Origin of the sequence: Pelagerythrobacter aerophilus (assembly GCF_003581645.1) — a bacterium.
GTDB lineage: Bacteria > Pseudomonadota > Alphaproteobacteria > Sphingomonadales > Sphingomonadaceae > Pelagerythrobacter > Pelagerythrobacter aerophilus.
In genome coordinates this window covers 170,668-196,680 of record NZ_QXFK01000015.1, presented here as the reverse complement: position 1 = coordinate 196,680, position 26,013 = coordinate 170,668, and the positions used below count along the sequence as shown (strand labels likewise).

Annotated in this window: 24 protein-coding genes, 1 tRNA gene and 1 other RNA gene; 17 read left to right on the top strand and 9 right to left on the bottom strand. The window is 68.2% G+C overall.

The window, feature by feature from the left end:
• Positions 1–91: 91 nt before the first annotated feature.
• Positions 92–168: transfer RNA gene (locus tag D2V04_RS08190), tRNA-Pro, on the bottom strand.
• Positions 169–379: 211 nt separating this feature from the next.
• On the opposite strand from D2V04_RS08190, the gene yajC reads away from it, so the two are divergent.
• Genes yajC through secF form a run of 3 tightly spaced genes read left to right on the top strand, consistent with a single transcriptional unit; the run spans position 380 to position 3,301 of the window.
• Positions 380–700, top strand: a complete 321-nt coding sequence (gene yajC, locus D2V04_RS08185) for a preprotein translocase subunit YajC (RefSeq protein ID WP_119512914.1) — start codon at positions 380–382, stop codon at positions 698–700.
• Between the two features lie 14 nt (positions 701–714).
• Complete coding sequence (secD, locus tag D2V04_RS08180; RefSeq protein WP_119512912.1) at positions 715–2,310, top strand: protein translocase subunit SecD; 1,596 nt, start codon at positions 715–717, stop codon at positions 2,308–2,310.
• A 13-nt stretch (positions 2,311–2,323) separates the two neighbouring features.
• Positions 2,324–3,301 carry a protein translocase subunit SecF gene (secF, locus tag D2V04_RS08175; protein ID WP_119512910.1) on the top strand — a complete coding sequence of 326 codons (978 nt, stop codon included), beginning with the start codon at positions 2,324–2,326 and terminating at the stop codon, positions 3,299–3,301.
• Between the two features lies 1 nt (position 3,302).
• Here secF and D2V04_RS08170 read toward each other — a convergent pair whose 3' ends face one another.
• Positions 3,303–4,487, bottom strand: coding sequence for a glycosyltransferase (locus tag D2V04_RS08170; protein WP_119512908.1), 1,185 nt, complete (start codon positions 4,485–4,487; stop codon positions 3,303–3,305).
• Positions 4,484–5,056: a helix-turn-helix domain-containing protein gene (locus tag D2V04_RS08165; RefSeq protein WP_119512907.1), complete on the bottom strand. Its 573-nt coding sequence runs from the start codon at positions 5,054–5,056 to the stop codon at positions 4,484–4,486. The genes D2V04_RS08170 and D2V04_RS08165 overlap by 4 nt, the downstream gene beginning before the upstream one ends.
• A gap of 92 nt (positions 5,057–5,148) precedes the next feature.
• Here D2V04_RS08165 and D2V04_RS08160 point away from each other — a divergent pair, with 92 nt between their 5' ends.
• Complete coding sequence (locus tag D2V04_RS08160; protein ID WP_119512991.1) at positions 5,149–5,625, top strand: DUF6456 domain-containing protein; 477 nt, start codon at positions 5,149–5,151, stop codon at positions 5,623–5,625.
• Positions 5,626–5,670: 45 nt separating this feature from the next.
• Here D2V04_RS08160 and D2V04_RS08155 read toward each other — a convergent pair whose 3' ends face one another.
• Together D2V04_RS08155 and D2V04_RS08150 are read right to left on the bottom strand one after the other, a co-directional pair.
• Complete coding sequence (locus tag D2V04_RS08155) at positions 5,671–7,503, bottom strand: ABC-F family ATP-binding cassette domain-containing protein (RefSeq protein WP_119512905.1); 1,833 nt, start codon at positions 7,501–7,503, stop codon at positions 5,671–5,673.
• Positions 7,504–7,552: 49 nt separating this feature from the next.
• Entirely contained in the window at positions 7,553–9,127 is a 1,575-nt protein-coding gene (locus tag D2V04_RS08150; protein WP_119512903.1) for an amidohydrolase family protein, read from the bottom strand.
• A gap of 121 nt (positions 9,128–9,248) precedes the next feature.
• Here D2V04_RS08150 and D2V04_RS08145 point away from each other — a divergent pair, with 121 nt between their 5' ends.
• The 5 genes from D2V04_RS08145 to D2V04_RS17920 all read left to right on the top strand — a co-directional run bounded on the left by D2V04_RS08145 (position 9,249) and on the right by D2V04_RS17920 (position 13,192).
• Positions 9,249–9,965: an SIMPL domain-containing protein gene (locus tag D2V04_RS08145; RefSeq protein WP_119512902.1), complete on the top strand. Its 717-nt coding sequence runs from the start codon at positions 9,249–9,251 to the stop codon at positions 9,963–9,965.
• Between the two features lie 82 nt (positions 9,966–10,047).
• Positions 10,048–10,353, top strand: a complete 306-nt coding sequence (locus D2V04_RS08140; protein WP_119512901.1) for a hypothetical protein — start codon at positions 10,048–10,050, stop codon at positions 10,351–10,353.
• A gap of 104 nt (positions 10,354–10,457) precedes the next feature.
• The gene (locus tag D2V04_RS08135; RefSeq protein WP_119512900.1) at positions 10,458–11,135 is read left to right on the top strand and encodes a response regulator transcription factor; all 678 of its coding nucleotides are present in this window, start codon (positions 10,458–10,460) and stop codon (positions 11,133–11,135) included.
• A complete protein-coding gene (locus D2V04_RS08130) occupies positions 11,086–12,585 on the top strand; it encodes a sensor histidine kinase (RefSeq protein WP_228766323.1) in 1,500 nt (499 codons plus the stop codon). The genes D2V04_RS08135 and D2V04_RS08130 overlap by 50 nt, the downstream gene beginning before the upstream one ends.
• Positions 12,586–12,703: 118 nt before the next feature.
• Positions 12,704–13,192 (top strand): hypothetical protein, encoded by a 489-nt coding sequence (locus D2V04_RS17920; protein ID WP_182849708.1) that lies wholly within the window; start codon positions 12,704–12,706, stop codon positions 13,190–13,192.
• Positions 13,193–13,200: 8 nt separating this feature from the next.
• Here D2V04_RS17920 and D2V04_RS08120 read toward each other — a convergent pair whose 3' ends face one another.
• Complete coding sequence (locus tag D2V04_RS08120; RefSeq protein WP_119512898.1) at positions 13,201–13,500, bottom strand: chorismate mutase; 300 nt, start codon at positions 13,498–13,500, stop codon at positions 13,201–13,203.
• 78 nt (positions 13,501–13,578) lie between these two features.
• Here D2V04_RS08120 and D2V04_RS08115 point away from each other — a divergent pair, with 78 nt between their 5' ends.
• The 7 genes from D2V04_RS08115 (at position 13,579) to D2V04_RS08085 (ending at position 21,077) form a co-directional block, all read left to right on the top strand.
• Entirely contained in the window at positions 13,579–14,589 is a 1,011-nt protein-coding gene (locus tag D2V04_RS08115; protein ID WP_119512896.1) for a polyprenyl synthetase family protein, read from the top strand.
• A gap of 228 nt (positions 14,590–14,817) precedes the next feature.
• Positions 14,818–17,250 (top strand): ATP-dependent helicase HrpB, encoded by a 2,433-nt coding sequence (hrpB, locus tag D2V04_RS08110; protein ID WP_119512894.1) that lies wholly within the window; start codon positions 14,818–14,820, stop codon positions 17,248–17,250.
• A 97-nt stretch (positions 17,251–17,347) separates the two neighbouring features.
• The gene (locus D2V04_RS08105; protein ID WP_119512892.1) at positions 17,348–17,626 is read left to right on the top strand and encodes an NADH dehydrogenase ubiquinone Fe-S protein 4; all 279 of its coding nucleotides are present in this window, start codon (positions 17,348–17,350) and stop codon (positions 17,624–17,626) included.
• A gap of 135 nt (positions 17,627–17,761) precedes the next feature.
• Positions 17,762–17,856: signal recognition particle sRNA small type (gene ffs / locus D2V04_RS08100), an RNA gene on the top strand.
• A gap of 99 nt (positions 17,857–17,955) precedes the next feature.
• A complete protein-coding gene (locus D2V04_RS08095; RefSeq protein WP_119512890.1) occupies positions 17,956–19,734 on the top strand; it encodes a DNA polymerase III subunit gamma/tau in 1,779 nt (592 codons plus the stop codon).
• Positions 19,735–19,756: 22 nt separating this feature from the next.
• Complete coding sequence (locus D2V04_RS08090) at positions 19,757–20,098, top strand: YbaB/EbfC family nucleoid-associated protein (protein ID WP_119512888.1); 342 nt, start codon at positions 19,757–19,759, stop codon at positions 20,096–20,098.
• Positions 20,099–20,213: 115 nt separating this feature from the next.
• Positions 20,214–21,077: a gliding motility protein GldB-related protein gene (locus tag D2V04_RS08085; protein ID WP_182849707.1), complete on the top strand. Its 864-nt coding sequence runs from the start codon at positions 20,214–20,216 to the stop codon at positions 21,075–21,077.
• 45 nt (positions 21,078–21,122) lie between these two features.
• Here the strand turns inward: D2V04_RS08085 and D2V04_RS08080 are convergent, their stop codons facing one another.
• From D2V04_RS08080 to D2V04_RS08070, 3 genes are all read right to left on the bottom strand, one after another.
• A complete protein-coding gene (locus tag D2V04_RS08080) occupies positions 21,123–21,752 on the bottom strand; it encodes a hypothetical protein (RefSeq protein WP_147391799.1) in 630 nt (209 codons plus the stop codon).
• Entirely contained in the window at positions 21,742–22,251 is a 510-nt protein-coding gene (locus D2V04_RS08075) for an RNA polymerase sigma factor (protein WP_119512987.1), read from the bottom strand. The genes D2V04_RS08080 and D2V04_RS08075 overlap by 11 nt, the downstream gene beginning before the upstream one ends.
• Positions 22,252–22,328: 77 nt before the next feature.
• On the bottom strand, positions 22,329–23,123 hold the full coding sequence (locus tag D2V04_RS08070) for a phytanoyl-CoA dioxygenase family protein (protein ID WP_119512882.1): 795 nt from the start codon (positions 23,121–23,123) through the stop codon (positions 22,329–22,331).
• A gap of 442 nt (positions 23,124–23,565) precedes the next feature.
• On the opposite strand from D2V04_RS08070, the gene lon reads away from it, so the two are divergent.
• Positions 23,566–25,965: an endopeptidase La gene (lon, locus tag D2V04_RS08065; protein ID WP_119512880.1), complete on the top strand. Its 2,400-nt coding sequence runs from the start codon at positions 23,566–23,568 to the stop codon at positions 25,963–25,965.
• Positions 25,966–26,013: the final 48 nt, after the last annotated feature.

Here is a 26,013-nt window from a genome sequence, read left to right as displayed (position 1 = left end):
AGCGCACCACCAGCGGCAAAATCGGGCTTGGAAAAGCCAAACGGGCGGCTCGCGCCGCCCGCTTAAATTATTGGTTTTGCTTGGAAACCACTGGTCGGGACGACAGGATTCGAACCTGCGACCCCCACACCCCCAGTGTGATGCGCTACCAGGCTGCGCTACGTCCCGTATCCAGTGGAGGGCGGCCCTATAGGGCGGGGGTTCGGAGCTGGCAAGCATCGATCTTCGGGGTGTGGCGCCAGCGCGATTCGTTGCCCTGCACTTGCAATGCTGCTAGGCGCGCCCACCTGATCGCCGGGGAGGCGAGGGGTCCGGGAACGATCGGGCCGCGCGTGTTCCCGGCAAGCTCCTGGTCTCAACCTCGATAGGTTCATTTTTCATGCTCGATTTCCTTGCCGCGGCAGCCAGCGCAGATGCGCCGCCTGCGTGGATCAACTGGCTCCCGATCGTCGGCATGATCGCGATCTTCTGGTTCCTGATCATCCGCCCGCAGATGCGCCAGCAGAAGCAGCATCGCGAGAAGATCGCCGGGATCAAGAAGGGCGATCAGGTGGTCACCGCCGGCGGCCTCGTCGGCAAGGTGATCAAGGTCGACGAACACTATGCCGAGATCGAGCTGGCCCAGGGCGTTCGCGTCAAGGCGGTGAAGAGCACGATCGGGGATATCGTTCCGCCCGGCGGCACGGCCGCCAACGACTGAGCGGGAGATAGCGAATGCTCGATTTCCCGCTGTGGAAGAAGGGATGGTTCTGGGGCCTGACGCTGGCTCTCTCGGTCCTCGCGCTTCCGTCGCTCTTTTCGCTGTCGGGCGCTCGCTGGCCGGCGGCGCTGCCTGATCCCGAGGTCAATCTCGGGCTCGACCTTGCGGGTGGCAGTCACATTCTGCTCGAGGCCGACCCGGCCGAGATCGTCACCCAGCGCCTGCGCAACATGGAGGAATCGGTCCGCTCGACCCTCCGCCGCGCAGAGCCGCAGATTCGCGTGGGCGACGTGTCCACCGCCGACCGGCGGCTGAGCTTCATGGTCGAGAGCGTCGCCGACGTCGACCGTGCGCGCCAGCTGCTCGAGCCGTTGCTGAATGGCGAAGGCCTGGTGCGCGAATGGGACCTTTCGGTGGTCGACGAGACGCGGATCATCCTGACCCCGACCGACGCCGGTCTCGATGCCGCGCTCAACGCGGCGATGGATTCCTCGCAGGACGTGATCGACCGGCGCATCAACGCGCTCGGTACGCGCGAGCCGACCATCATCCGGCAGGGCGACAACCGCATCGTGGTGCAGGTGCCCGGTCTGCAGGATCCGGAGCAGGTCAAGGAACTGGTCGGCCGGACGGCCAAGCTGGAGTTCAAGCTCGTCAACGAGAACGCGCTCCCCTCCGACCTTGCCCAGGGCATCGTCGAGCCGGGGCAGCAGATATTCCCTTACGCGCCCGACAGCGGTTTCGCCGGGCAGAGCCTCGCGGTCTATCGTCTCGGCGGGATCGACGGCAGCACGCTGGTCCGGGCTCAGGCGAGCCGCAACCAGGAAAACCAGGACGTCGTCGTCATCCAGTTCGACCAGCAGGGCGGCAATCGCTTCGCCAAGCTGACCTCCGAGAACGTTGGCAAGCAGTTCGCGATCATCCTCGACGGCGAGGTGATCTCGGCGCCGGTGATCCAGGATCAGATCCTGGGCGGCGTGTCGGAGATCTCGGGTAACTTCACCCCCGAAACCGCGCAGCAACTGGCGATCTCGCTCCAGTCGGGCGCGCTTCCGGTGGACCTGACCGTGGTCGAGGAACGCACGGTCGGGCCGGACCTCGGTGCGGAATCGATCCGCCTCGGGATCATCGCGATGATGGTCGGCTCGATCGCCGTGGTCGTGCTGATGATCGCCACGTACGGCCGGTTCGGCGTCTATGCGACGATCGCGCTTATCTTCAACGTGCTGATGATCCTCGGGATCATGGCGGCGATGAACACCACGCTTACCTTGCCCGGCATCGCCGGCTTCGTGCTCACGATCGGCGCCGCGGTGGACGCCAACGTGCTGATCAACGAGCGAATACGCGAAGAGCGCAAGCGCGGGCGGCGCGTGATCGCAGCGGTTGAGAACGGCTACAGGGAAGCCAGCCGTGCGATCTTCGACGCCAATATCACCAACTTCATCGCCGGCGCGCTGCTGTTCATGTTCGGGACCGGGCCGGTGCGCGGCTTCGCCGTCGTGCTGGTCATCGGCTTGTTCACGAGCGTGTTCACCGCCGTGTCGCTGACCCGCCTGTGGGTCGCCGGCTGGCTGCGCAGGGCGCGGCCGCAGGACCTCCATCTGTAAAGGGGATCGGGAAATGAAACTGCTCAAGCTCGTCCCCGACGACACGAACATCAAGTTCCTCAAGTGGCGCATCCCGTTCTACGTGATCAGCATGGTGCTGATCGCCGCGAGCTGGGGGCTGGTGCTGACCAAGGGGCTCAACTACGGCGTCGACTTCGCCGGCGGTCTCAACATCACCGCGACCTTCACCGAAAGCACGGAAGCGCCGGTCGGCGACTTGCGCGACCGGGTGGCCGGCCTCGGCTACGGCGAACCGGTGGTGCAGCGCTTCGGCGAGGACAACCAGGTCTCCATCCGCGTGCCGCTGCCCGAGAGCGCCGAAGGCAACCCGGAGGCGGCGCAGGCGATCGCGAACGAGATCGTCGACGAGTTGCAGACGAACTTCGACGACTTCCGGCTCGACGGCAACGAGAACGTCTCCGGCAAGGTCTCCGACGAGTTCCGGCAGGATGCTGCCCTCGCGCTGATCGCCGCGATGCTGGCGGTGGCGCTCTACATCTGGATTCGCTTCGAATGGCAGTTCGGCGTGGGCGGCCTGTTCGCGCTGTTCCACGACGTGTCGCTGACGCTGGGCATGTTCGCGCTGTTCCAGATGGAGTTCAACCTGCAGAGCATCGCCGCGATCCTCGCGATTATCGGTTACTCGCTGAACGACACGATCGTGATCTACGACCGCATCCGCGAGAACCTGAAGAAGTATCGCAAGATGCCGCTGCCCGAACTGCTCGACCTCTCGGTGAACGAGACGCTGGCCCGCACGGTGATGACTTCGCTGACGCTGTTCATCGCGCTCATTCCGCTGCTCCTGTTCGGTCCGGCGAGCCTGTTCAGCATGGTCGCCGCGATCACGCTCGGCCTGTTCGTCGGCACGTACAGCTCGGTCTACATGGCGGCGCCGATCCTGATCTGGCTGGGGGTCGATTCGCACAGCTTCGTGCCGCAGGAATCGGCGGCCGACCGGCAGGAGAAGGCCGCGCGCGGGGAGGTCTGAGCTAGATCAGACCTTCGTAGCGCCGCGCCAGTTCCGCGGCGTGCGCGGGCCAGCCGAAGCGGTCGACCGTCGCCGCCACGCGCTCGCGCGGCGGCGGGTCGGCGAACAGCTTGCGTAGCGCCGACGCGATCGACTCGATATCGCGCGGAACGACATACCCGGCCTCCGGCCCGGTCACGAGTTCGCGCGCGCCGCCGGCATCGGAGATCACGATCGGCGTGCCGCAGGCGAGTGCCTCGACCCAGGCATTGGCGAGGCCTTCCTTCTTCGAAGGCAGCGCCATGGCGTCGGCGGCCGAGAGCACGACCGGCAGCATGTCGTGGTCGACGGAGCCGAGGAAATGCACCCGATCCTCGACCCGCAGATCGCGCGCGAGGCTGCGCAGGTGTTTCTCGTCCTCTCCCCTGCCGACCAGCAGCAGCCGGGTGCCCGGGATGCTCGCCACGGCGCCGATCACCAGATCCTGACCCTTGCGGTCGATCAGCGCTCCGACCGTCGCGACCACCTTCTCCTTCTCGCCCAGCGGGATGCCGAGCGAAGCGCCCAGCTTCGTGCGCAGACCCGAGTGGGCGAGGGGGCGGAAGCGGTCGCGGTCGAGCCCCGTGTAATGGATCGCGATCCGGCCCGGCGGCATGCCGAGCGCGATCATGTCCTCCTTCAGCGCCTCCGACACCGCGAGCAGGCCGCGCGCACCGGCTGCCGCCTCGAGCATCTGCTCGCGCGCGAAGGATCGGGCGCCCCAGTAAGTGATGTCGGAGCCGCGCGCCTTGATCGCGCAAGGCAGGCCGAGCTGGCGCGCGATCCATGCGGCCGCGGGCCCATCGGGGTAGAAGAACTGCGCGTCGACCAGATCGAACGGGCGCTCCTCGTGCAGCCGGCGCACGAGCGGCAGCACCGCGCGCGCGATCATGCTCGGATTGATGCGCGCGCCGACCCGCGGGACCAACATATAGCTCGGCCGATGCACCTCGACGCCGTTTTCGATGCCGTCGGTCGCGGCCTTGGCCAGCGCGCGATAGCGGCCGAGCGCGAGCGGCGGGATGCCGATCGGGTTGATCACCGTGACCTGCCAGTCGCCGCGCGCCGCCAGTGCTTCGAGCGAGCGGGCCACGAAGGTGCCGAACTGCGGGGTGTGCGCGTTGGGATAGAGCGTCGCGATCGAAAGCAGGCGACGAGGGGATGTCACAGGCGCCGCACCAGCATCTCCGCAACGGCGATCCAGGGCGGCGATTCGACCACCTGCTGCTTTTGCCCCGGGCCGGGGGGGAGAACGCCGACGAGGCCGCCCTGCCGATCGATCAACCGCCCAAAGGCGAAGCGCCCGCCCTTGCGTGGCACCAGCACGTCGCGGTTGATCGCCCGCGACGCCTCGTCGGGGTCGAGCTGGCGCATCCAGAGCTGATCGCCCGCGAGATAGGGACCCGTCGAAGCCTCGACGGTCAGCACCACGAGCGGGGCATCACCGCCGAGTTCGGTCGGCGGAATCGCGTCCCGCGGGCGAGGAACGGCGTCCGCGCCGTTCGCCCCCAGCGTGGCGACGACTTGCGGATGCTGCGACTTGTCGGACCGAACCAGCGTTTCCGGATCGACGCCGAGCGCCTGGCCGATCCGGTCCATCCACTTGGTCGAGAGATTGCGCATCCCGGTTTCGAGCCGGCCGATCGTCTGCGCGGTGGTCGGCGGATCGCAGGCGGCGGCCAGATCGGCGAGCGTCAGGCCTTTCTCCCTGCGAATGTCCCGGATTCGGTTGATCATGACACTTCCCTGCTTAACCCATCTGGTTTTCACTTTCCTACATGCGTGTCGTTTTGGCAAGTGATGATTCGCAGGTCGCCAAGGAGACAGTCATGCCCCGCAAGCTCGCCGAACGTGAATTCACTCCCGAAGGTCCGGGCCGTCGCGCGCCCGCCCGGGCAACCCGGCGAACGGTGACCGTAAACATCGCCGAATCGCCGCTTGCCTGGCTCCATGCACGCGGCCACCTCACCGACCGGCTGTTCGCCGCGGGCGAGTGCCTGCGCGCCGATTACGAACGCGCGGGTCTGGGGCCGAGCGTGACCATGCGCTGGGATCCGGTCCGCATCAAAATCCAGGGCCGCGGGCCGGGGCTCTCCCCCACCGAGGGCCAGATCGCGGCCAAGCAGCGTTTCGACGGCGCCATCGCGCTTGCGGGAAGCGGGCTGGCCGACATCCTGTGGCGCGTGGTCTGTGGCTGCGAGAGCCTCCCCAATGCCGAACGCGCGCTTTCCTGGCCCGCCCGCAGCGGCAAGCTCGTGCTGAAGATCGCGTTGGAGCGGGTGGCGGATTTCTATGGCATCCCCTGACACGCTCTGATCCTCCCCATTTGGCTTTGCAAAATGGGGAGGATTTCAGCCCTCGACCATCTCCGCCAAGCTCAGCCAGCGCTCCTCCGCAGCATCCTTCTCGGCGCGGGCGTTCTCGAGGCCCTTGCTGATGTTGGCGAACTTCTGCGGATCGCGCGTGTAGAGTTCTGGGTCGGCGAGGATTTCCTCGCCGCGGGCGATGGCCGTTTCCAGTTCCTCGATCCGCGCGGGCAGAAGCTCGTAGTCGCGCTGGTCCTTGTAGGAGAGCTTCTGGCTCCCCTTTCCGCTTGCGGGAGAGGGCTGGGGGGTGGGCGTGTTCGGAGCCTTGGCAGACCCACTCCCCGTCCGTCCCGCACGCGGGAGAGGAGACTTGCGCTCCTTCCGCTTGGCCTCCCAATCCTCGTAGCCGCCGGCGACGATGTCGACCACGCCGCTGCCGTCGAGGCCGAGCGTCAGCGTGACCGTGCGGTCGAGGAAGTCGCGGTCGTGGCTGACGATCAGCACGGTGCCTTCGTAGTCGGCGATCACTTCCTGCAGCAGGTCGAGCGTTTCGAGGTCGAGGTCGTTGGTCGGCTCGTCGAGCACGAGCAGGTTCGACTTGCGAGCGAACTCGCGCGCCAGCAGCAGCCGGCTGCGCTCGCCGCCCGACATGATCCCGACTTTGGTGTCGACGACCTTGGGATCGAACAGGAACTCCTTGAGATAGCCCTGCACGTGCTTGCGCACGCCGCGCACCTCGATCCAGTCGCCGCCCTCGGCGAGCACCTGACGCACCGTCTTGTCGCCTTCGAGCAGGCTGCGCTGCTGGTCGATCATCACGCCGGTGAGCTTTTTGGAAATCTCGACCGTACCTTCGTCGGGCGCGATCTCGCCGGTCAGCAGCTTGAGCAGCGTGGTCTTGCCCGCGCCGTTCGCTCCGACGACGCCGATCCGGTCTCCGCGCTGGATGCGCAGCGTGAAGTCGCGGATGATCCTGCGCTCGCCGTAAGACTTGGAAACGTGCTCGGCGACGATCACCGACTTGGACTTGAACTCCTCCTCGGTCGCGAGGCCCAGCTTGGCGGTGCCCTTGGGCGCGATCATCGCGGCGCGCTGGGCGCGCATCTGCCACAGTTTCTCGAGCCGTCCCTGATTGCGCTTGCGCCGCGCGGTGACCCCGCGTTCGAGCCAGTGCGCCTCGATCTTCAGCTTCGCGTCGAGCTTCTCCGCCGCACGCGCTTCCTCGGCGTAGACTTGCTCTTCCCACGCCTCGTAACCGCCGAAGCCGACTTCCTTGCGCCGCAGCGTCCCGCGGTCGAGCCAGATCGTCGCGCGGGTCAGGCGCTTGAGGAAGGTGCGGTCGTGGCTGATGACCACGAATGCACCCTTGTAGCGGTCGAGCCAGCCTTCGAGCCAGTCGATCGCCGCCAGGTCGAGGTGGTTGGTCGGCTCGTCCATCAGCAGCAGGTCGGGTTCCTGCGCCAGCGCCTTGGCGATCGCCGCGCGGCGCCGTTCCCCGCCGCTCGCGCCCTTCGCCGGCGTGGCCATGTCGATGCCGAGCTGGCCCGCGATCGCCTCCACCTCGTGCTCCGCCGGCGCGTGCTCGCCGCGCAGGGCGAAGTCCATCAGCGTGTCACAGCCGGTGAAGTCGGGATCCTGCTCCAGCAACACGATCCGCGTCCCCGGCTTGACCTTGCGAATGCCGCGGTCGGCCTCGATCTGGTCGTCGATCAGACGGAATAGTGTGGTCTTACCCGCGCCGTTGCGGCCGATCAGCGCCAGCCGGTCGCGCGGGCCGATGTGCAGGTCGATATCGGCCTGTTCGGGCCCGCCGAACAGCCAGCGGCCGCCCTGCTGCAGCCCGAGGCCTTCCCAGGAGAGGATCGGTGGTTGTGCCATGAGGCGCGCGAGGTAGGCGAGGGCGCGCCGTGCCGCAAGCGGCGAAGGGCTACTGTCCCTGCGCCGCCCGCTGCTCCTCCACCATCCGCGCCACGCTTTCGAGCAGGGCGGGCGCGTCGTAGACCACGCCGTCCTTGATCGTCCAACGCACGCCGCCGACGGTTTCGATCTGGTTCGTCTCGCGGTTCAGGCGCTTGTGGCCGGTGCCGTAGAGTACCTTCAGATTGTCGAGCGGGTTCTCGGGCACGATCACCAGATCGGCCAGCTTGCCGGCGCGGATGCTGCCGATCGGGGGCTCGATCCCCTTGGGCTCGTAGATTTCGCGCGCACCGTTGATCGTCGCCGCCTGGATCACCTCCAGCGGGCTGAGCCCGGCTTCGCGCAGCATTTCCAGCTCGGCGATATAGGCGAAGCCCCAGGTCTGGTAGATATAGCCCGGGTCGGAGCCCGCGGTGACGCGGCCGCCCTTGTTCTTGAACTCGTTGGTCAGCCGCATCCACGGACGGTAGAAATGGCGCCAGGCCACTTCGTCCTCGGTCGTCCAGTCGTGGTAGTAGCTGCCGTGGTTGGTCAGGCTCGGCTCGTAGAAGTTCATCAGCGAGGGCAGGGTGTACTTGTCGTGCCACTCGAGCGTGCGGGCACGCATCACGTCGCGGCTGGCAGAGTAGATGTTGAACGTCGGGCTCAAGGTCACGCCGCTTTCAACCAGGAAGTCGACGTACTCGTCCCACTTCTCGCTGCCCGGCGCGACGATCTGGTCGGCGAGGTCGGCGACCTCGCCGAAGCGGTCCTGCTCGTCGAGATAGTTGTAGCCGGCCGGATACTGCGGCACGGTGCCGTCCTTCAGCAGGCTCTCGAAATGGCCGTAGAAGTGCGTCACCCCATCGAGCCCGAGCTCGACCGCCTTGCGCGCGTTGACCTGCGCCACGCCGACTTGCGCGAGGTGCGCGACACTGCCGAGGCCGAGCTTGTCCGCCTCGTCCAGCGCGGCGCCGAGCACTTCGGGCGTTTCGGAGTTGAAGAACTTCACCCCGTGGAAACCGGCCTGCTTGATCCAGCGCACCCAGGCGCGCGCCTTCTCCGGCGTGTCGGGCGTGCCGCCGTCCCACTTGTCGCCGAACGCCGCGTAGGGAATCAGCCGCGGGGCGGCGATCGTGTTCGCTTCGCTGCGGGCCGCGTCGCTCAGGTCGGGCTGGTCGGGGCCGAAGTAGAACGAGACGCCGCGCACCGTCGTCACCCCGTGCGCCAGCCACAGCTTGTAGCCGTAGGAGGGCTGCGGTGCCTTGCCGGGATCGCCGTTGTGCCCATGCACGTCGACGAAGCCCGGGAGCACGTACATGCCGCTCGCGTCGATCGTGCGGCTGGCGCTGTCGAGCACCTTCTGCGGCGCACCCGTCAGATGGACCTCGGCGATGCGGTCACCCTCGACCACGATGTCGACCGGCCCCATCGGCGGGGCGCCGGTGCCGTCGATCATCGTCGCGCCGCGGATCACCAGCGAGGGGTAGGGGCCTTCGCCTTCGCCTGCCGGCCGGTCGGGCACCGGTTGCATTCCGGGCTGCGCGGCGGCCGCGGCGCTCCACGCCAGCGCGAAAATCATGGTAAGTGCGCGCAAGATCGTCATTCTGACCCTTCCTCCCTTTGTGCCCCCTATTGCCGTGAAGGCGCTTCGGAACAACCCGGTTCAGCCACGCGTAAGCGTGACGGACCCAACAAAAGGCGAGAATTCGCCAAGGAGCTTCCAAATGATCCGTTACGCCGTTCCCGTGCTTGCCATGACCGCGCTGGCCGCAACCACCGCCCACGCCGCCGAAGTCCAGATCCAGGCTCAGGGTCCGGTGATCGAGCTGACCGTGAACGAGATCGTCCACTCCGCGCCCGACGTCGCCCAGATCGGCGCCGGGGTGACGACCCGTGCGCCGACCGCGCAGGAGGCGGTGAAGCAGAACGCGCAGGCGATGGAACAGGTGATCGCGAAGCTGCGCCAGCTCGGCATCGCCGCGCGCGATATCCAGACCTCCAACTTCAACCTCAACCCGCAGTACGACTTCGACCGGAACGGCGGCTCGCGCACGTTCGTCGGCTACGACGTGAACAACCAGGTGCAGGTCAAGCTGCGCGATCTCGAACGCGCGGGCGAAGTGCTCGACGCGCTCGTGTCGGCCGGGGCGAACAACATCTACGGCCCCAACTTCATGCTCGAAGCGGACGAGGCCGCGAAGCGGGAGGCGCGCACCAAGGCGTACCAGAGCGGTCAGGCCATGGCTCAGGAATATGCCCGTATGGCCGGCTTTTCCGGCGTGCGCCTGCTGGAGATCTCCGAAACCTTCCAGAGCTATGGCGGTCCGCAGCCGGTCATGATGCGCGCCAGCGCGGAGGCGGCCGACGCGGGCACGCAGATCGAGCCCGGCGAAGTCGGCACCGGCGTGACCGTCACGGTCAAGTACGAGATGACCCGCTAGAGCGCTGGTTTCGTTGCTGAACGCTACGCCGTGCGTGCATTCAGAGCTTGTTCAATCCGTGCAGTCTAGGCAGGTTGGCACTATGCGAAAGCTCATTGCCTCCTGCCTTGCTGCCACGCTGGTGGTCTCCGGCCTTGCGGCCGCACCGGCGTTTGCCCAGTCGCGCAACGACCAGGGCGAGGCGCGCAAGGAAATGCGCGCGGGCAACGTGCTGCCGCTGCGCGAGATCGAACGGCGCGTGCTGCCGCAGATGAGGGGCGCGGAATATCTCGGCCCGGCTTACGATTCGACGGCCATGATCTACCGCCTCAAGTTCATCCGCGACGGCCGCGTGACCTTCATCGACGTCGACGCGCGGACCGGCCGTGTCGTGCGCCGCAGCCGCTGATGCGGGGTGGGTTTCGGCAGGGGAGGGAAACCTGCTCCCTTGTTGACGCGTTCACCCCGAAAGCCCACTTAGCGTCAGCCTGATCCAGGGGGAACGAACCAGCAATGCGCATCCTGATCGTCGAGGACGAACCCACGCTCGGCCAGCAGCTCAAGTCCACGCTCGAACAGAACGGATATGCCGTCGATCTCTCGACCGATGGCGAGGACGGTCACTTCCTCGGCGCGACCGAGGACTATGATGCGGTCATCCTCGACCTCGGCCTGCCGGAAATCGATGGGCTCACCGTGCTCGGCATGTGGCGCCGGGAAGGGCGCGGTTTTCCCGTGCTCGTGCTGACCGCGCGCGATAGCTGGTCCGACAAGGTTGCCGGGCTCGACGCCGGGGCCGACGACTATCTCGCCAAGCCTTTCCAGACCGAAGAGCTGATCGCCCGCCTGCGCGCTCTGATCCGCCGCGCCTCGGGCAATACCTCCAGCGAACTGACCGCCGGCGACGTGCGGCTCGACACGCGCTCGGGCCGGGTCACGCTCAAGGGGGAGCCGGTCAAGCTGACCGCGCAGGAATACAAGCTGCTGAGCTACCTCATGCACCACAAGGGCAAGGTGGTCAGCCGCACCGAACTGATCGAGCATATCTACGATCAGGATTTCGACCGCGATTCGAACACGATCGAGGTCTTCGTCACCCGCATCCGCAAGAAGCTGGGTGCGGAAGTCATCACGACCATCCGTGGCCTCGGTTACAGCCTCGACGACCCCGCAGACGCCCCGCGCGCCTGACGCCCCGAAGTCGGCGCCCGCCTCCGGCGAGCCGGAGGCTCCGTCCGGCGACGGCGCCGTGGACGGCGAGAGCGACGGCCAGACGCCGCATACGGGCAGCCTCGCGCGGCGCATGCTGCTCATTGCCGCGGGCTGGATCCTCGTGCTCCTCGTCGGCGGCGGGATCGCGCTCGAACGCACGCTGACCAATCAGGTCCAGAACAGCTTCGACGAGCAGCTCGGCTACCTGCTCAACACAATGATCGTGATTTCCGAAGTGGGCCCGGACGGCGAGGTCTACTTCATCCGTCCGATCGGCGAGCCGCGCTTCCTCGAACCGAACAGCGGCATGTACTGGCAGATCACCGCCGAGGGCCGCGAGGGCTTCGAATCGTTCTCCCTCGGCGCGCAGCCCTCGCAGTCGCTGTGGGACCGGACGCTGAAGCCGCAGGGCGACCACGTCGATCACGAGCCGCACTTCTACGACAACAACCAGTTCCCCGAAGAGCCGCTGCGCGTGGTCGAGCGCACGGTGATCCTGCCCGAAAGCAACACGCGCTGGACCTTCATGGTCGCCTCCGCGCGCGAGAATCTCGATGCGCAGATCGCGCGCATCCGATCGATCCTGGTGTGGAGCTTCGCCGCGCTTGGCCTGGGCCTGTTCGCCATGGCCGTGCTGCAGAGCTACTACGGCCTGCTGCCGCTGCGCCGTATCCGCGCGGCGATCCAGCGGATCCGCACGACCGGAAGCAACCGGGTGTCGGACCCGCTGCCGCTGGAGGTCCAGCCGCTGGTGGAGGAGATTAACATGCTCCTCGCCCATTCCGAGCGGCAGGCGGAGGAGGCGCGCACCCACGCCGGCAATCTCGCCCACGCGCTCAAGACGCCGCTGACCGTGGTCAACAACGCCGCCACCGCGCACGCGCCCGATCTCGCCGACACGGTGATCCGCGAGGCGCGCGCCATGCGCCGCCATGTCGACCACCACCTCGCCCGCGCGCGCGCCGTCGGCCGGCGCTCGGTCGGCCATGCGCGGACGACGGTGTGGGACAGCGCGGAAGCGGTGCGCCGCGCGGTCGAGCGGCTCTATCCGGACGTTCGCTTCGACATCGACGGCAACCGCGAAGTGCGCGTCGCGATCGAGCGGCAGGACCTCGACGAGATTCTCGGCAACCTGATCGAGAACGCCGCCAAGTACGGCGGCGGCAGCGTGTTCGTGACCATCGACGCCGAGCCCGAGGCCGAACGCTGCGTGATCTGGGTCGAGGACGACGGCACCGGCATTCCCGAGGAAGAGCGCATCCGCATCTTCGATCGCGGCGCGCGGCTCGACACCGACAAGCCGGGCACCGGCCTCGGCCTCGCCATCGTGCGCGACGTGGCGGAGATCTACGGTGGCAGCGTGGACCTTGGGGAGAGCGAAGACCTCGGCGGATTGCTGGTCAGACTGCTGCTGCCCCGCAGCGGGTAGCCCTTCGGGCGCGGGTTCACGCCGGGTTCAATACGGAGCGCGCAAGCTCCTGGCTTCAAAAAGCAAATTCGCCCGGGTCGACTCGGGCCGAAGAGCAAAATCGCTCGGGAGAGAGCAAATGGCATCACCCCTCACACGCTCCGCGCTCGCCGTGGCGGCGACCTTCGCCGTCGCGGGATGCAGCACTTACGGCGACGGTTATGGATACGGCAGCGCGTCGTACGGCTATGGCGGCTATTACGACGGGTATTACGACGGCTACGGCTCGTCGTACTACGGCTGGTACGACGACTATTACTATCCGGGCACCGGATATTACGTCTATGATCGTAGCGGCAGCCGTCATCGCTGGAACGATTCCACGCGCCGCCACTGGGAAGCGCGCCGCCGGGCCTATCGCGAGCGGTATCGCGATCACGAATGGCGCGACAATTGGTCCGATTATCGCCGCGACCGCCGCCGTGATTGGCGGGAAGACCGGCGCGAGCGTCGCCGGGACTGGCGCGAAAACCGCCGCGAGCGGCGCGAGGAGTGGCGCGACGATCGCCGCGACCGGCGTGAAGATCGGCGCGACCGCCGTCGCCACCGGCGCGACCGCGACGACTGACGCGGCGCCTAGCCGCCGCGCGCGCGTTCGTGGTGGCGGATCACTTCATCGATGATGAAGCGCAGGAACTTTTCGGAGAATTCGGGGTCCAGGCGGGCTTCCTCGGCCAGCTTGCGCAGCCGTGCGATCTGCTTCTGCTCGCGCCCCGGGTCGGCCGGAGGCAGCGCATTGGCGGCCTTGTACTCGCCCACGGCCTGGGTGATGCGGAACCGCTCCGCCAGGATGTGGATCAGGGCGGCGTCGATATTGTCGATGCTGCGGCGGAAGGCGGCGAGCTGCGCATCGCCTGCAGAGTTGGAATCGGGCATCACGGCTGGGCTTATCACGCAGCAGCGCGCAATTCCAAGCTTGCCAAGCTCTGTTTGCCGCAGCAATGCGTGCGCCCCATGACAGCCGACGTCGTTCCCCTGCCGCGCCGCCGCCCCACGCTCGACCCGATGCTTGCGCTGACGGCGCACGGGATGAACGCGGTCAATGCCGTGATTCTCGAGCGGATGCAGAGCGACATTCCGCTGATTCCGCGCCTCGCCGGGCACCTGATCTCGGGCGGGGGCAAGCGCCTGCGCCCGATGCTGACGCTCGCGGGGGCGGAGCTGGTCGGTTACCAGGGCGCGCGCCACCACAAGCTCGCCGCGGCGGTCGAGTTCATCCATACCGCCACGCTGCTGCACGACGACGTCGTCGACGGCAGCGAGCTCCGGCGCGGCAAGGCCGCCGCGAACATCATCTTCGGCAATCCGGCGACGGTGCTGGTCGGCGACTTCCTGTTCAGCCGCGCGTTCGAGCTGATGACCGAGGACGGTAGCCTCAAGGTGCTCAAGATCCTCTCCGGCGCGAGCGCGATCATCGCCGAGGGCGAAGTCTCCCAGCTCACCGCGCAGCGCCAGATCGAGACGAGCGAGGAACGCTACCTCCAGATCATCGGCGCCAAGACCGCTGCGCTGTTCGCCGCCGCCAGCCGGATCGGCGCCGTGGTCGCCGAATGCGGCGAGCGGGAGGAGCAGGCGCTCGACGATTACGGCCGCAATCTCGGCGTCGCCTTCCAGCTCGTCGACGATGCGATCGACTACGATTCCGACGCTGCCGAAATGGGCAAGGACCAGGGCGACGACTTCCGCGAAGGCAAGATGACGTTGCCGGTGATCTTCGCCTACGCCCGCGGCACGCCGGAGGAACGCAAGTTCTGGCAGGCCGCCATCGCCGGCCACCGGACGTCGGACGACGACCTCGCCGAAGCGATCGCGCTGATCGGCAAGTACGACGCGGTCGAGGCGACCCGCGACCGCGCCCGCCACTTCGCCGCCCGCGCGGTCGACGCGATCTCGATCTTCCCCGACGGCAAGGCCCGCGCAGCCATGGCCGAAGCCGCGCATTTCGCGGTGGCGCGGGGGTATTAGGGGGTCACGCTCTCTCCCCTTCAGGGGAGAGATACGGAGGCTTGCGAGCTTGCTCGCTAGCCGAAGTTGAGAGGGGCTGAAGCCGCAACGGACGGCGAACGTTGCGCGGGTCCTCCCTCTCCCAACCCTCTCCCCTGGAAGCGAAGCTCACCCGAAGGGTCAACGGGAGAGGGCTTTGGTCGGGCGATCCGCTTTCCCCCGAATGGCGAGGTCGGTAGAGCGGACGAAATGCCAGACCACCTCCCCATCCATACCGTCCTGCCGGACCTCCTCGCCGCGCTGCGCACGTCCGGCGCGGCGGTGCTGGTCGCGCCGCCGGGCGCCGGCAAGACGACCGCCGTAGCGCCTGCGCTGCTTGGCGAGCACTGGTGCACGGGGCAGGTGATCCTCCTCAGCCCGCGCCGGGTCGCCGCGCGCGCCGCGGCCGAGCGGATGGCCGAGCTGCTTGGGGAGAAGGCGGGCGAGACGGTCGGCTATCTGACCCGGCTCGACAGCCGCACTTCGGCCCGCACCCGCGTGCTCGTCATGACCGAGGCGATCTTCGTCAACCGGATCGTCGAGGACCCGGAGCTCGCCGGTGTCTCCGCCGTGCTGTTCGACGAGGCGCATGAGCGGCATCTCGACAGCGACCTCGGCCTGGCGCTCGCGCTCGAAAGCCGCGCGGTGCTGCGCGAAGACCTGCGCCTCTGCGTCATGTCCGCGACGATCGACGGTGCGCGCTTCGCCCGCCTGCTGGGCGAACAGGCGCCGGTGATCGAGAGTGAAGGCAGGGCCTTTCCGCTGGAAATCAGATGGTTGGGATCGTCACCCGACAAACGGGTCGAAGACGCCATGGCGCAGGCCGTGCTCACCGCCTGGCGCGAGGAGAGCGGCGACGTGCTCGCCTTCCTTCCCGGGGTGCGCGAGATCGAGCGCACGCGCGAGCGGCTGGCCGAGCGCCTGCCGGACGTGCCGATTCTCCCGCTGCATGGTCAGGTCGAGCCGGCCGGGCAGCGTGCCGCCATCCGCCGCGATCCGCAGGGCCGTCGCCGCATCGTCCTCGCCACGGCTATCGCCGAGACCTCGCTGACGCTCGACGGCGTGTCGGTGGTGGTCGACAGCGGCCTCGCCCGCCATGCCGAGTTCGACCGCGCGGCCGGCACCACGCATCTCGTCACCCGCCGGGCGAGCCAGGCTTCGGTCGGGCAGCGCGCGGGCCGCGCAGCGCGGCAGGGACCGGGCGTCGCCTACCGCCTGTGGGAACAGGCCGCGCACCCCGGCCGCCCGGAATTCGACCTGCCGGAGATCGCCACGGCCGACCTCGCGCCGCTCGCGCTCAGCCTCGCGCGCTGGGGCACGGCGGACCCGGCCTCGCTCGCCTGGCTCGATCCGCCGCCCGCCGCCTCGATCGCCTCCGCGCGCGAGCGCCTGATGCGGCTTGGCGCGCTGGACGGGGAAGGGCGGATTACCCCGCGCGGCGAAATGCTTGCGGCCCTGCCGCTCGACCCGGCACACGGCGCGATGGTCCTGTTCGGCGCGGAGCAGGGCGCAGCGCGCGAGGCCGCGAAGATCGCACTGCTGCTGCAGGAACGCGGCCTCGGCGGGCGCGGCGAGGACCTCGGCGCGCGCCTCCAGCGCTGGAACGCCGACCGCTCCCCCCGCGCCGAGGCGAGCCGCAAGCTCGCGGCGCGCTGGGCGGAGCGGGCGGCGCGGCAAGTCGCCGGGCCGGCAGATGGCGACGTCCCTTCCGCCATTCTCCTCGCCGCCGGCCTGCCCGACAACGTAGCGCGTCGCCGCGATCCCTCGGGCGAGCACTGGCTTTCGGCGGGCGGGCGCGGCTTCGTGCTCGATCCGGCGAGCCCGCTGGCGCGCGCGGAATGGCTGGCGATCGGCGACGCGCAGGGGCAGGCGAAAGGCGCGCGGATCACCGCCGCTTTGGCGCTGGAGGAGGCGGACCTGGAACGCTGGCTGCCCGAACGGATCGAGCGCCGCTCGGTCCTGCGCTGGAACGGGGGCGAGGGCAGGGTCGAGGCGCGGCTCGAACGCCGCCTCGGCGCGATCGTGCTCGCCAGCGGCCCCGATCCCGCGCCGGACCCGGCAGCGGTTGTGGATATCCTTGTGGAAAAGGCGGTGGAGAGCCTGGGGACGCTGCTCCCGCCCGAACTCCTCGCCCGCGCGCGCTACGCCGGGATCGAAGCGCTTTTGCCGGAAGCGCTTGCGGAAACGGCCGACCTCTGGCTGCGGCCCTTGCTCGAAGGGCGCCGCGATCTCGCGGTGTCGCGCGGCAAGCTGGTCGACGCGCTGCTCGGCCAGCTCGACTGGGACAGCCGCCAGCGCCTCGACCGCGCCGCTCCGCGCGAGTTTGTCTCGCCCGCCGGCACGCATCACGCGATCGACTATACCGGCGACGACGCGCCGAGCGTCGAGGTGCGGGTGCAGGCGCTGTTCGGGCTCGAGCGGCATCCGATGGTCGGTGATACGCCGCTGCTCCTCAAGCTCACCAGTCCTGCCGGGCGGCCGATCCAGGCGACGCGCGATCTCCCCGGCTTCTGGCGCGGAAGCTGGGCCGAGGTGCGCAAGGACATGAAGGGCCGCTACCCCAAACACCGCTGGCCGGAGGAGCCGTGGGCCGAAGCTCCGAGCCTCAAGACGAAGAACGCCTTCTCGAACGGAGGCGCTTGATTTTGGCGGCCTCGGGCCGCAAAGACGGCCCGCAAGCGCGACTGCGAAGCCAAGACGGGCGGATGCCCGCCGCCCGGCGTTTGAGGACGAAACGAGAATGTCTGCACGAATCTATCAGCGACCCAAGAATGCGATGCAGTCCGGCAAGGCGCGCACCGACGAATGGGTGCTCGAATTCGAACGCTCCGAAGCGCAGCGCCCGGACCCGCTGATGGGCTGGACCGGCAGCGCCGACACCCAGTCGCAGGTCGTGCTCACGTTCCCCGACATGGCAGCCGCGCAGGCCTATGCCGCGAAGTACGGCATTCCCGCCCGCGTTCATGCGACGCCTCCGCGCCACCTCAAGATCCAGGCCTACGCGGACAATTTCCGCTAATGAGGTGAAAGCGTAGGGCGCACCGGTTACCCCTCCCGCCTGCGGGAGGGGCGCGAGACTTGCCAGCTTGCTGGCTAGTCGCAGCAGGGTGGGCCTCGACGGTTGCAATTCGCCCGGTCCCCCGCCATATGCGCCGCGGGAGTCGGGTGGACGTTCGCGTCCGCCAACCTGGTCAGGTCCGGAAGGAAGCAGCCATAACGGATGGCAGCGGGTCGCTCGGCTCCTTTTTCACCCGCTTTTCACACCCCGCCGTCGCGCACGGCCGTTTTCACCGCCGGTTTGAGCCGCCATGCATGACATTGGCGGCGGTTGGCCCTACCTAAACGCGCATGGGTGATTCACCGGACACTTCGGGCGATCTCCCCTGGGATACCGGGGAGGAGGACCAGACCGAGCCGAGCGCCGCCGAGCTCGAGGCGGCGGGCCAGTCGGCCATGTTCGGCGACGCGCCGCCACCGCCGCCCGAACCCGCGTCTGCGCCCGCCGCCAAGCCCGAGACCTCCGCGCAGCCCTACCGCGTGCTCGCGCGCAAGTACCGGCCGCAGACCTTCTCCCAGCTCATCGGGCAGGAGCCGATGGTCCGCACGCTCGCCAATGCGATCGCGCGCGACCGGCTGGCCCATGCCTTCCTGATGACCGGCGTGCGCGGGGTCGGCAAGACCTCGACCGCGCGCCTGATCGCCAAGGCGCTCAACTGCGTCGGGCCGGACGGTGAGGGCGGCCCGACGATCGATCCCTGCGGCGTGTGCGAACCGTGCAAGGCGATCGCCGAGGGGCGCCATATCGACGTGATCGAGATGGACGCCGCCAGCCATACCGGCGTCGACGACGTACGCGAGATCATCGAGGCGGTCCGCTACGCTGCAGTCAGCGCCCGCTACAAGATCTACATCATCGACGAAGTTCACATGCTGTCGCGCAATGCTTTCAATGCCTTGCTGAAGACACTTGAGGAACCTCCGGCGCATGTGAAGTTCCTCTTCGCGACAACCGAGGTCGACAAGCTGCCGGTCACGGTGCTCAGCCGCACCCAGCGCTTCGACTTGCGCCGCATCCCGACCGAGCTGCTCCAGGCGCACTTCGCCTGGGTTTGCGAGGAGGAAGGCGTGGCGGCCGAGCCCGAGGCGCTGCACATGATTGCCGCCGCAGCCGAAGGCTCGGTGCGCGACGGGCTCTCGATCCTCGACCAGGCGATCGCCCATGCCGACATGGGCGAAGAGGGCAAGGTGACGGCGGCGCTCGTGCGCGACATGCTCGGCCTTGCCGACAAGAGCGCCCAGCGCCGCCTGCTCGGCACGATCCTCGAAGGCGATGCCAAGGGCCTGCTCGCCGCAGTCGCCGACCAGTATGCGCTCGGGGTCGAACCGCTGGCGCTGATGCGCGGGCTGATGGACCTCGTTCACCGCATTACCGTCGCCCAGATCGGCGGCGGCGAGCCCGAAGCGCCGAGCGCCGAGGAGCGCGCCGCGCTGGCCGAATGGGCCGGCCGCCTGTCCGCCGGGCAGCTCCACCGCCTGTGGCAGCTCCTGCTCAAGGGGCATGAGGAAGTGCGTCAGGCGCCAGATCCGCTGGTCTCGGCGCAGATGGCGCTGCTGCGCGTGCTCCATGCCGCCGACCTGCCCGACCCGGGCAAGCTGGCGAAGAAGCTCGATGAAATGGCTGCGAACGGCATCGCCGTGCCTGCGGGCGGCGGGCAGGGCGCGGGCGGCGGTGCCCCGGCGGCGGCGCTCGACTGGCGGCAGCTGGTCGATCAGGTCCGGGCCGCGGGACACCACCACGCAGCGAGCATCATGGAACTGCAGATCCGCGTGGTCGCGCTCGAAATGGGCACGCTGCGCTACGCTCGCGCCGCCCATTTCCGCGACGACATCGCGCCGCAACTGCGCGATGCCCTGACGGCCGCGACCGGTCAGCGCTGGATCGTCGAACAATGCGAAGAACAAGGTGCGCCCTCGCTCGTTGAGCAGGATGAGGCCGCCAAGGCCGCGGAGCAGGCGAAAGTGCGTGCGCACCCGCTGGTCGAGGCTGCCTATGCCGCGTTTCCCGAGGCCGAACCGGTCGAGGAAGCCGAGATCCACAGCTCCGGCCGTGCCGCCTGGGGCCGTTGACGAGACGAAAGAGGACTATTCGATGCAATCGATGGAAGAGATGATTCAGGCCGCGCAGAAGGCCGCCGAGACGATCCAGAGCCAGATGGGCGAGATGCAGGCCAAGCTCGACGCGATCGAGGTCGAGGGTGCCGCCGGCGGCGGGCTGGTCAAGGTCCGCGCCAGCGCCAAGGGCCGTATCCTGCGCGTGGAGATCGACGAGAGCCTGATGAAGCCGGAAGAGAAGCAGATGGTCGAGGACCTCGTCACCGCCGCTTTCAACGACGCCCGCGACAAGGCGGACCGCGTCTCGGGCGAGGAAATGAAGAAGATGCAGGGCGGCCTGGGGCTGCCGCCGGGATTCAACCTGCCGGGAATGGGATGATCGCCCGGGGGGCAGACCGATCCGGCCGGAGGTGCGTGTGAGGCCCGCCGCAGGCGCGAGCCTCGCGGGCGCCGCGGCCTGCCTGCTGGCCGCTTGCGCTCCACCCGCTCCGCCAGTGGATACGCCGCCCGCGCCCGCCGCGATCGAGGTCCAGACCGAAGACGTCGCGCGCTTCTACGATCTCTACGAAGCCACCGGCGGGCAGCCGAGCGCCGAACAGATCCAGCGTGACTATCTCGACCGGGGATCGACCGGCCTGCGTCACCTGCTCGCGGCGCGCAACGTCAACGCCGAGAACATCGCTCGCGCGCTTGCGGAAAGGCCCGAACTCTACACCAACGCGCGGACCTGCCTCGCCTCCCTCCCACGGATCGCCGACCGGCTGGAGCGGACCTTCCGCAACCTGCTCGAGATCTATCCCGAAGCGGAGAAGCCGCCGGTGACGATCCTGGTGAGCCGCGGCAAGCCGATCGCCATCGCCGAGCGCGGACACGGCGTGCAGGTCGCGCTCGAAGGGATGTGCTCCGACCTGGCGGCGAAAGTCCTCGGCGGCGATGCCGACGACCGCTTCGTCAACGTGATCGCGCACGAATACATCCATGTGCAGCAGCCCGCCGAGCGCGACGCGCCGACCGTGCTGCAGCGCACGATCGCGGAAGGCGTGGCCGAATTCGTGGGCGAGCTGATTTCGGGCGGCCTTGCCAACGTTGCGGTCCACGCCTCGGCCGAGGGGCGCGAGCGCGAGATCGAAACCCGCTTCCTCGCCGACGTCGGCAAGACCGACCTGTCCGCCTGGTTCGACAACACGACCGCGGAGGATCCCGGCCAGCTCGGCTACTGGGTCGGCTACCGCATCGCCAAAGCCTACTACCGCCGCGCACCCGACAAGCGCGCCGCAATCCGCGATCTGATCGAGGCCCCCGACGCGCGTGCGCTCCTGGCGCAGAGCGGATGGTATCCGGGGATCGCGCTGGACTGACCGGGCGAGGGCCGGGCGATCGGACCTGCCCGCCACGTGCTCACCTCACGGCGAATTCAGCATCTCGAGCAATTCCGCCAGCCGCTGCCGGCGCGGCAGGAGCTCCTGCCGGGCCGTGCGGCTGCTTTCGTAAGTGGTCGCCGCGATGGAGACGATCAGGAAGGCGGCGGTCCCGGCAGTCAGCCAGAGGTCCTCGATCCCGTTGATCTCCATGATCAGCCAGACGATCAGCGAGGCGCTCGCCACGATCGGAGCCGACCAGAGCAGCAGGTTGCTCCAGCGCCCGACCTGCGAGAGCCGGTAGTCGATCAGCGAGAGGTTGCGGCGGACCTCCTCCTGCAGCGTGCTGCCGAACTCGCGTTCCCGCACGGACTGACGGCGGCGGCTCAGCCACAGCGCCCCGATCCACAGCATGGCGGCGCCCAGCGCGGCCGACATTGCCGCGACGGCCGGAACCGACATGCCGCGAAGATGGAGAAACGCCCATAGCGAAGCGATCGCGACCGCCGCCATGACCGTTCCGACCACGTACGTCGTCCACTGGTCCCAGCGCAGCGCGCGGCGGATATCGGCCTGCTCGTGCCGGAGGACCAGCCGCAGCAGGTCGCCGTTGACGCCGTAGAGCGGCCGCTCGTCCTGCGATTTCCAGGCGTCCATCATCTGGTCAAAGTCCATCGGTCTGCTCCTTCGCCAGCCGGGCGGTCAGCGCCGCCTTGATGCGGTTGATCCTGACCCCGACGTTGCTCTCGCCGAGGCCGAGGATCTGCGACATGTCGCGGTAGCTGAAGCCGTCGAGCATCAGCAGCGCGAGCGACCGGTTCACCTCGTCGAGCTCGGCGATTTGCCGGTAGATCCACTCGAGCCGCGGATCGCGATCCGGCGGGGCAACCAGCAGCGCGGTCGCCGCGTCGAAGTCCTGTCGCCCGGTGCCGTGCTTGCGCTCCTTCCGGCTCCACGCGAGGGCGGTGTTGAGCGCCACGCGGTAAATCCAGGTGGCGACCGCGGAATCGCCGCGAAATGCCGCGACCGAATGCCAGACCTGCAGTGCGATCTCCTGGAACAGGTCTTCGCGGTCCGCATGCGTCGAGCCGTAGGCGCGCGCCACCTTGAACAGGATCGCCTTGTGCGCCTCGATCCACTCCTCGAAAATCCGGTTGCGTTCGGCGTCGGTCATTTTCCCCACCTTCGCGCCGTTAGTAGCAGGCGGGAGGGGATTTCTTACACGCGGCCGAAAGCACCGGGCGGCCGGCGCTAGGTTCCGATTGCCATTCTGATCGCCTGCTCGACCGGCGAGTAGGCACCGTCCTCCCGCTCGAGACGGATCGGCTCGCGCGGGAGGAGCGGGGGCTGGGCCATGAAGCGGGGCTCGGTTCCGCGATGGCGCTGCGCCGCATGGACCAGGAACGGGTGGCACAGATACACCGTGCCGGCCTCGCCGGTGGCGAGCACCTCGGGCCGGTCGGCCGATGCCGCAAACCCATCGGCGGCCAGTTCGCGCAGCGTCAGCCCGACCTCGCCTGCGGGGGCGAGCCGGCGCGCGACGTCGATATGCGACCCGGCACGAATGCGGGTCGGCGCATCCTCGGGCCCGACGTCGGAGAACAGGAACAGCATGAGCAGCGCGCGGCCTTTGCTGTGGATGTTGACGCGCCATTCCATGAAATCCGGATTTTCCTCGCCGAAGCTGACGTCGACGTGCCAGCCGTCGTCGCCCGAATCTTCGGGCGAGGGGAAGCGGACCGGAAACGTGCCGAGTGCCATCGGGGGCAGCCACCGCCCGGGCCCGACCAGCGCGTCGAAGGCCGCGTGGAGCGCGGGGCCGTTCGCCGCATCGCGGAACGGCGGCTGCGCATAGTGGCCGAGTCGTACGACGGGTCGGGTCCAGGTCGAGCGGTCGTGCGGATCGCAGCCGGTATCGCGCCAGAGGATCGCGCGGGCTTCCTCGGCCATCGCCTGGGAGAACGCGCGGTCGATGCGGATGAAGCCGTCGGCAAGGAACGCGGCAATTGCGTCGGCATCGGGCGCAGCGGTGGTGTCAGGGGTCATGAGGGACTTCCAATCGAATGTGCAGGAGTTCGCGGCGCCCGCTCATCGTGGCGCCGATCGGTTCGCTATCGCGATCCGCTCAAACGAGCGGGAATGCCGCTGCGCGATGGAAGATCATGAACGTCATGCGGTGATATTAGGCGCTGCCGTGCCGGTTGCAAAGCCGCTTCGCCCTAAACCATTTTCCTACATGGCCCCGATTTGCCATCGTCATCCGATGCCGAGTCTCGTTGCCTCGTCCCGCCGAGCCAGCTCCCCCGCGCCTCCAGTATGCGCGGACCGGCTCGGGGAAAGCGGCGCCACAAGGTGACACTTTGCCCCGCCACCGCGTCACATGTGTCAACAGCTTCGGCCATCGCCGGCATTGCGGCCCGCGCGGCGGGTTCCCATATCCAGGGTCAAACGGGGCGCGCTGTCCGCGCTCCACGGACGGATTGACAGCATGAACCAGCAACACCCTCTCCTCCCCCTGCGCGACATCGTCGTCTTCCCCGGCATGGTCGTCCCGCTTTTCGTCGGCCGCGACATGTCGGTCGCGGCGCTGGAAGCGGCGATGGAGGGCAGCAAGGACATCTTCCTGCTCTCCCAGCTCGATCCCGGGTGCGATGATCCCGGCGCGGACGATCTCTACGACGTGGGCGTGGTCGCCCAGGTGCTCCAGCTCCTCAAGCTGCCCGACGGCACGGTCCGCGTGCTGGTCGAGGGCACGGCGCGGGCGCGGCTGGAGGAGATCAGGCCGAACGGTGATTTCATGGTCGCCGAAGTCTCCGTGCTGGAGCCTGAAACCGCCTCGGGCAGCGAAGTCGTCGCCATGATGCGCCAGGTGGTCGAGCAGTTCGGCGAGTACGCCAAGCTCAACAAGAAGCTGGGCGAGGGCGCGGGCGACGATCTCGAGGAGATCGACGACGCCGGCCAGCTTGCCGACACGATCGCCGCCGCGATCAGCGCCAAGGTCGCCGACAAGCAGGCCGTGCTGACCGAGCGCGACCCGCTCAAGCGGCTGGAGATGGTGCTCTCGTTCATGGAGGGCGAGCTCTCGGTCCTGCAGGTCGAGCGCCGGATCCGCGGCCGCGTGAAGCGGCAGATGGAGAAGACCCAGCGCGAATATTACCTCAACGAGCAGCTCAAGGCGATCCAGAGCGAACTCGGCGGCGGCGACGGCGAGGAAGGCGACGAGATCGCCGAGCTGCAGGAGAAGATCGACACGCTCGAACTCTCCGCGGAAGCCAAGGCCAAGGCGCAGAGCGAGCTCAAGAAGCTCAAGTCGATGCAGCCGATGAGCGCCGAGGCGACCGTCATCCGCAATTACCTCGACGTGCTGCTCGGCCTGCCGTGGGGCAAGACGAGCGAGCTCAAGAAGGACATCGCCGAAGCGCAGGCGATCCTCGACGAGGACCACTACGCGCTGGAGAAGGTCAAGGACCGGATCGTCGAATACCTTGCGGTGCAGGCGCGCACGCAGAAGCTCAAGGGCCCGATCCTGTGCCTCGTGGGCCCTCCCGGCGTCGGCAAGACCAGCCTCGGCAAGTCGATCGCCCGCGCGACGGGCCGCGAATTCGTGCGCCAGAGCCTGGGCGGCGTGCGCGACGAAGCGGAGATCCGCGGCCACCGGCGGACCTATATCGGCTCGCTGCCGGGCAAGATCGTCACCAACCTGCGCAAGGCGGGGGCGAGCAATCCGCTGTTCCTGCTCGACGAGATCGACAAGCTCGGCCAGGATTTCCGCGGCGATCCCGCCTCGGCCCTGCTGGAAGTGCTCGATCCGGAGCAGAACTCCAAGTTCCAGGACCACTACCTGGAGCTCGACATCGACCTCTCCGACGTCATGTTCGTGACCACCGCGAACAGCCTCAACCTGCCGCAGCCGCTGCTCGACCGGATGGAGATCATCCGGCTTGAGGGTTACACGGAGGACGAGAAGGTCGAGATCGCCCAGCGTCACCTGATCGCCAAGCAGATCGAGGCGCACGGCCTGGCCGAAGGCGAGTTCGAGCTGACCGAGGACGGGCTGCGCGACCTGATCCGCTACTACACCCGCGAGGCCGGCGTGCGCACGCTGGAGCGCGAGATCGCGCGGCTGGCGCGCAAGTCGCTGCGCCGGATCCTCGAGAAGAAGGCGGAAAGCGTCGTCATCACGCCGGACAACCTCGGCGAGTTCGCCGGCGTGCGGAAGTTCAAGCACGGTATGTCGGAGGAAGAGCCGCAGGTCGGCGCGGTCACCGGGCTTGCCTGGACCGAGGTCGGCGGCGAGCTGCTGACGATCGAGAGCGTGACCACGCCGGGCAAGGGCGAGATCAAGACGACCGGCAAGCTGGGCGAGGTCATGACCGAAAGCGTCGCGGCCGCCTTCAGCTTCGTGAAGGCGCGCGCACCCGCTTACGGGATCAAGCCGTCGATCTTCCAGCGCAAGAACATCCACATCCACCTGCCCGAAGGCGCCGTGCCCAAGGACGGGCCCAGCGCGGGCATCGGCATGGTCACCTCGATCGTCTCGATGCTGACCGGCATCGCGGTGCGGGCCGACGTTGCCATGACCGGCGAGGTTACTTTGCGCGGGCGCGTGCTCCCGATCGGTGGGCTGAAGGAGAAGCTGCTCGCGGCGCTGCGGGGCGGGATCAAGACTGTGCTGATCCCGGAAGAGAACGTGAAGGATCTGGCCGAGATTCCGGACAACGTGAAGGACGGGCTCGAGATCGTGCCGGTCAGCCACGTCGACCAGGTGCTGGAGAAGGCGCTCGTCGCCGTGCCGGCGCCGATCGAATGGACCGAGGCCGACGATATCGCCAGCCAGCCGGCCCATCCGGGCCATCCGCTCGGAGACCGCCCCGCCACGGCGCACTGAGCGCAGTAGCCTCGTCGGGACCTCACGATCCGGCGCGATTTGGGACGA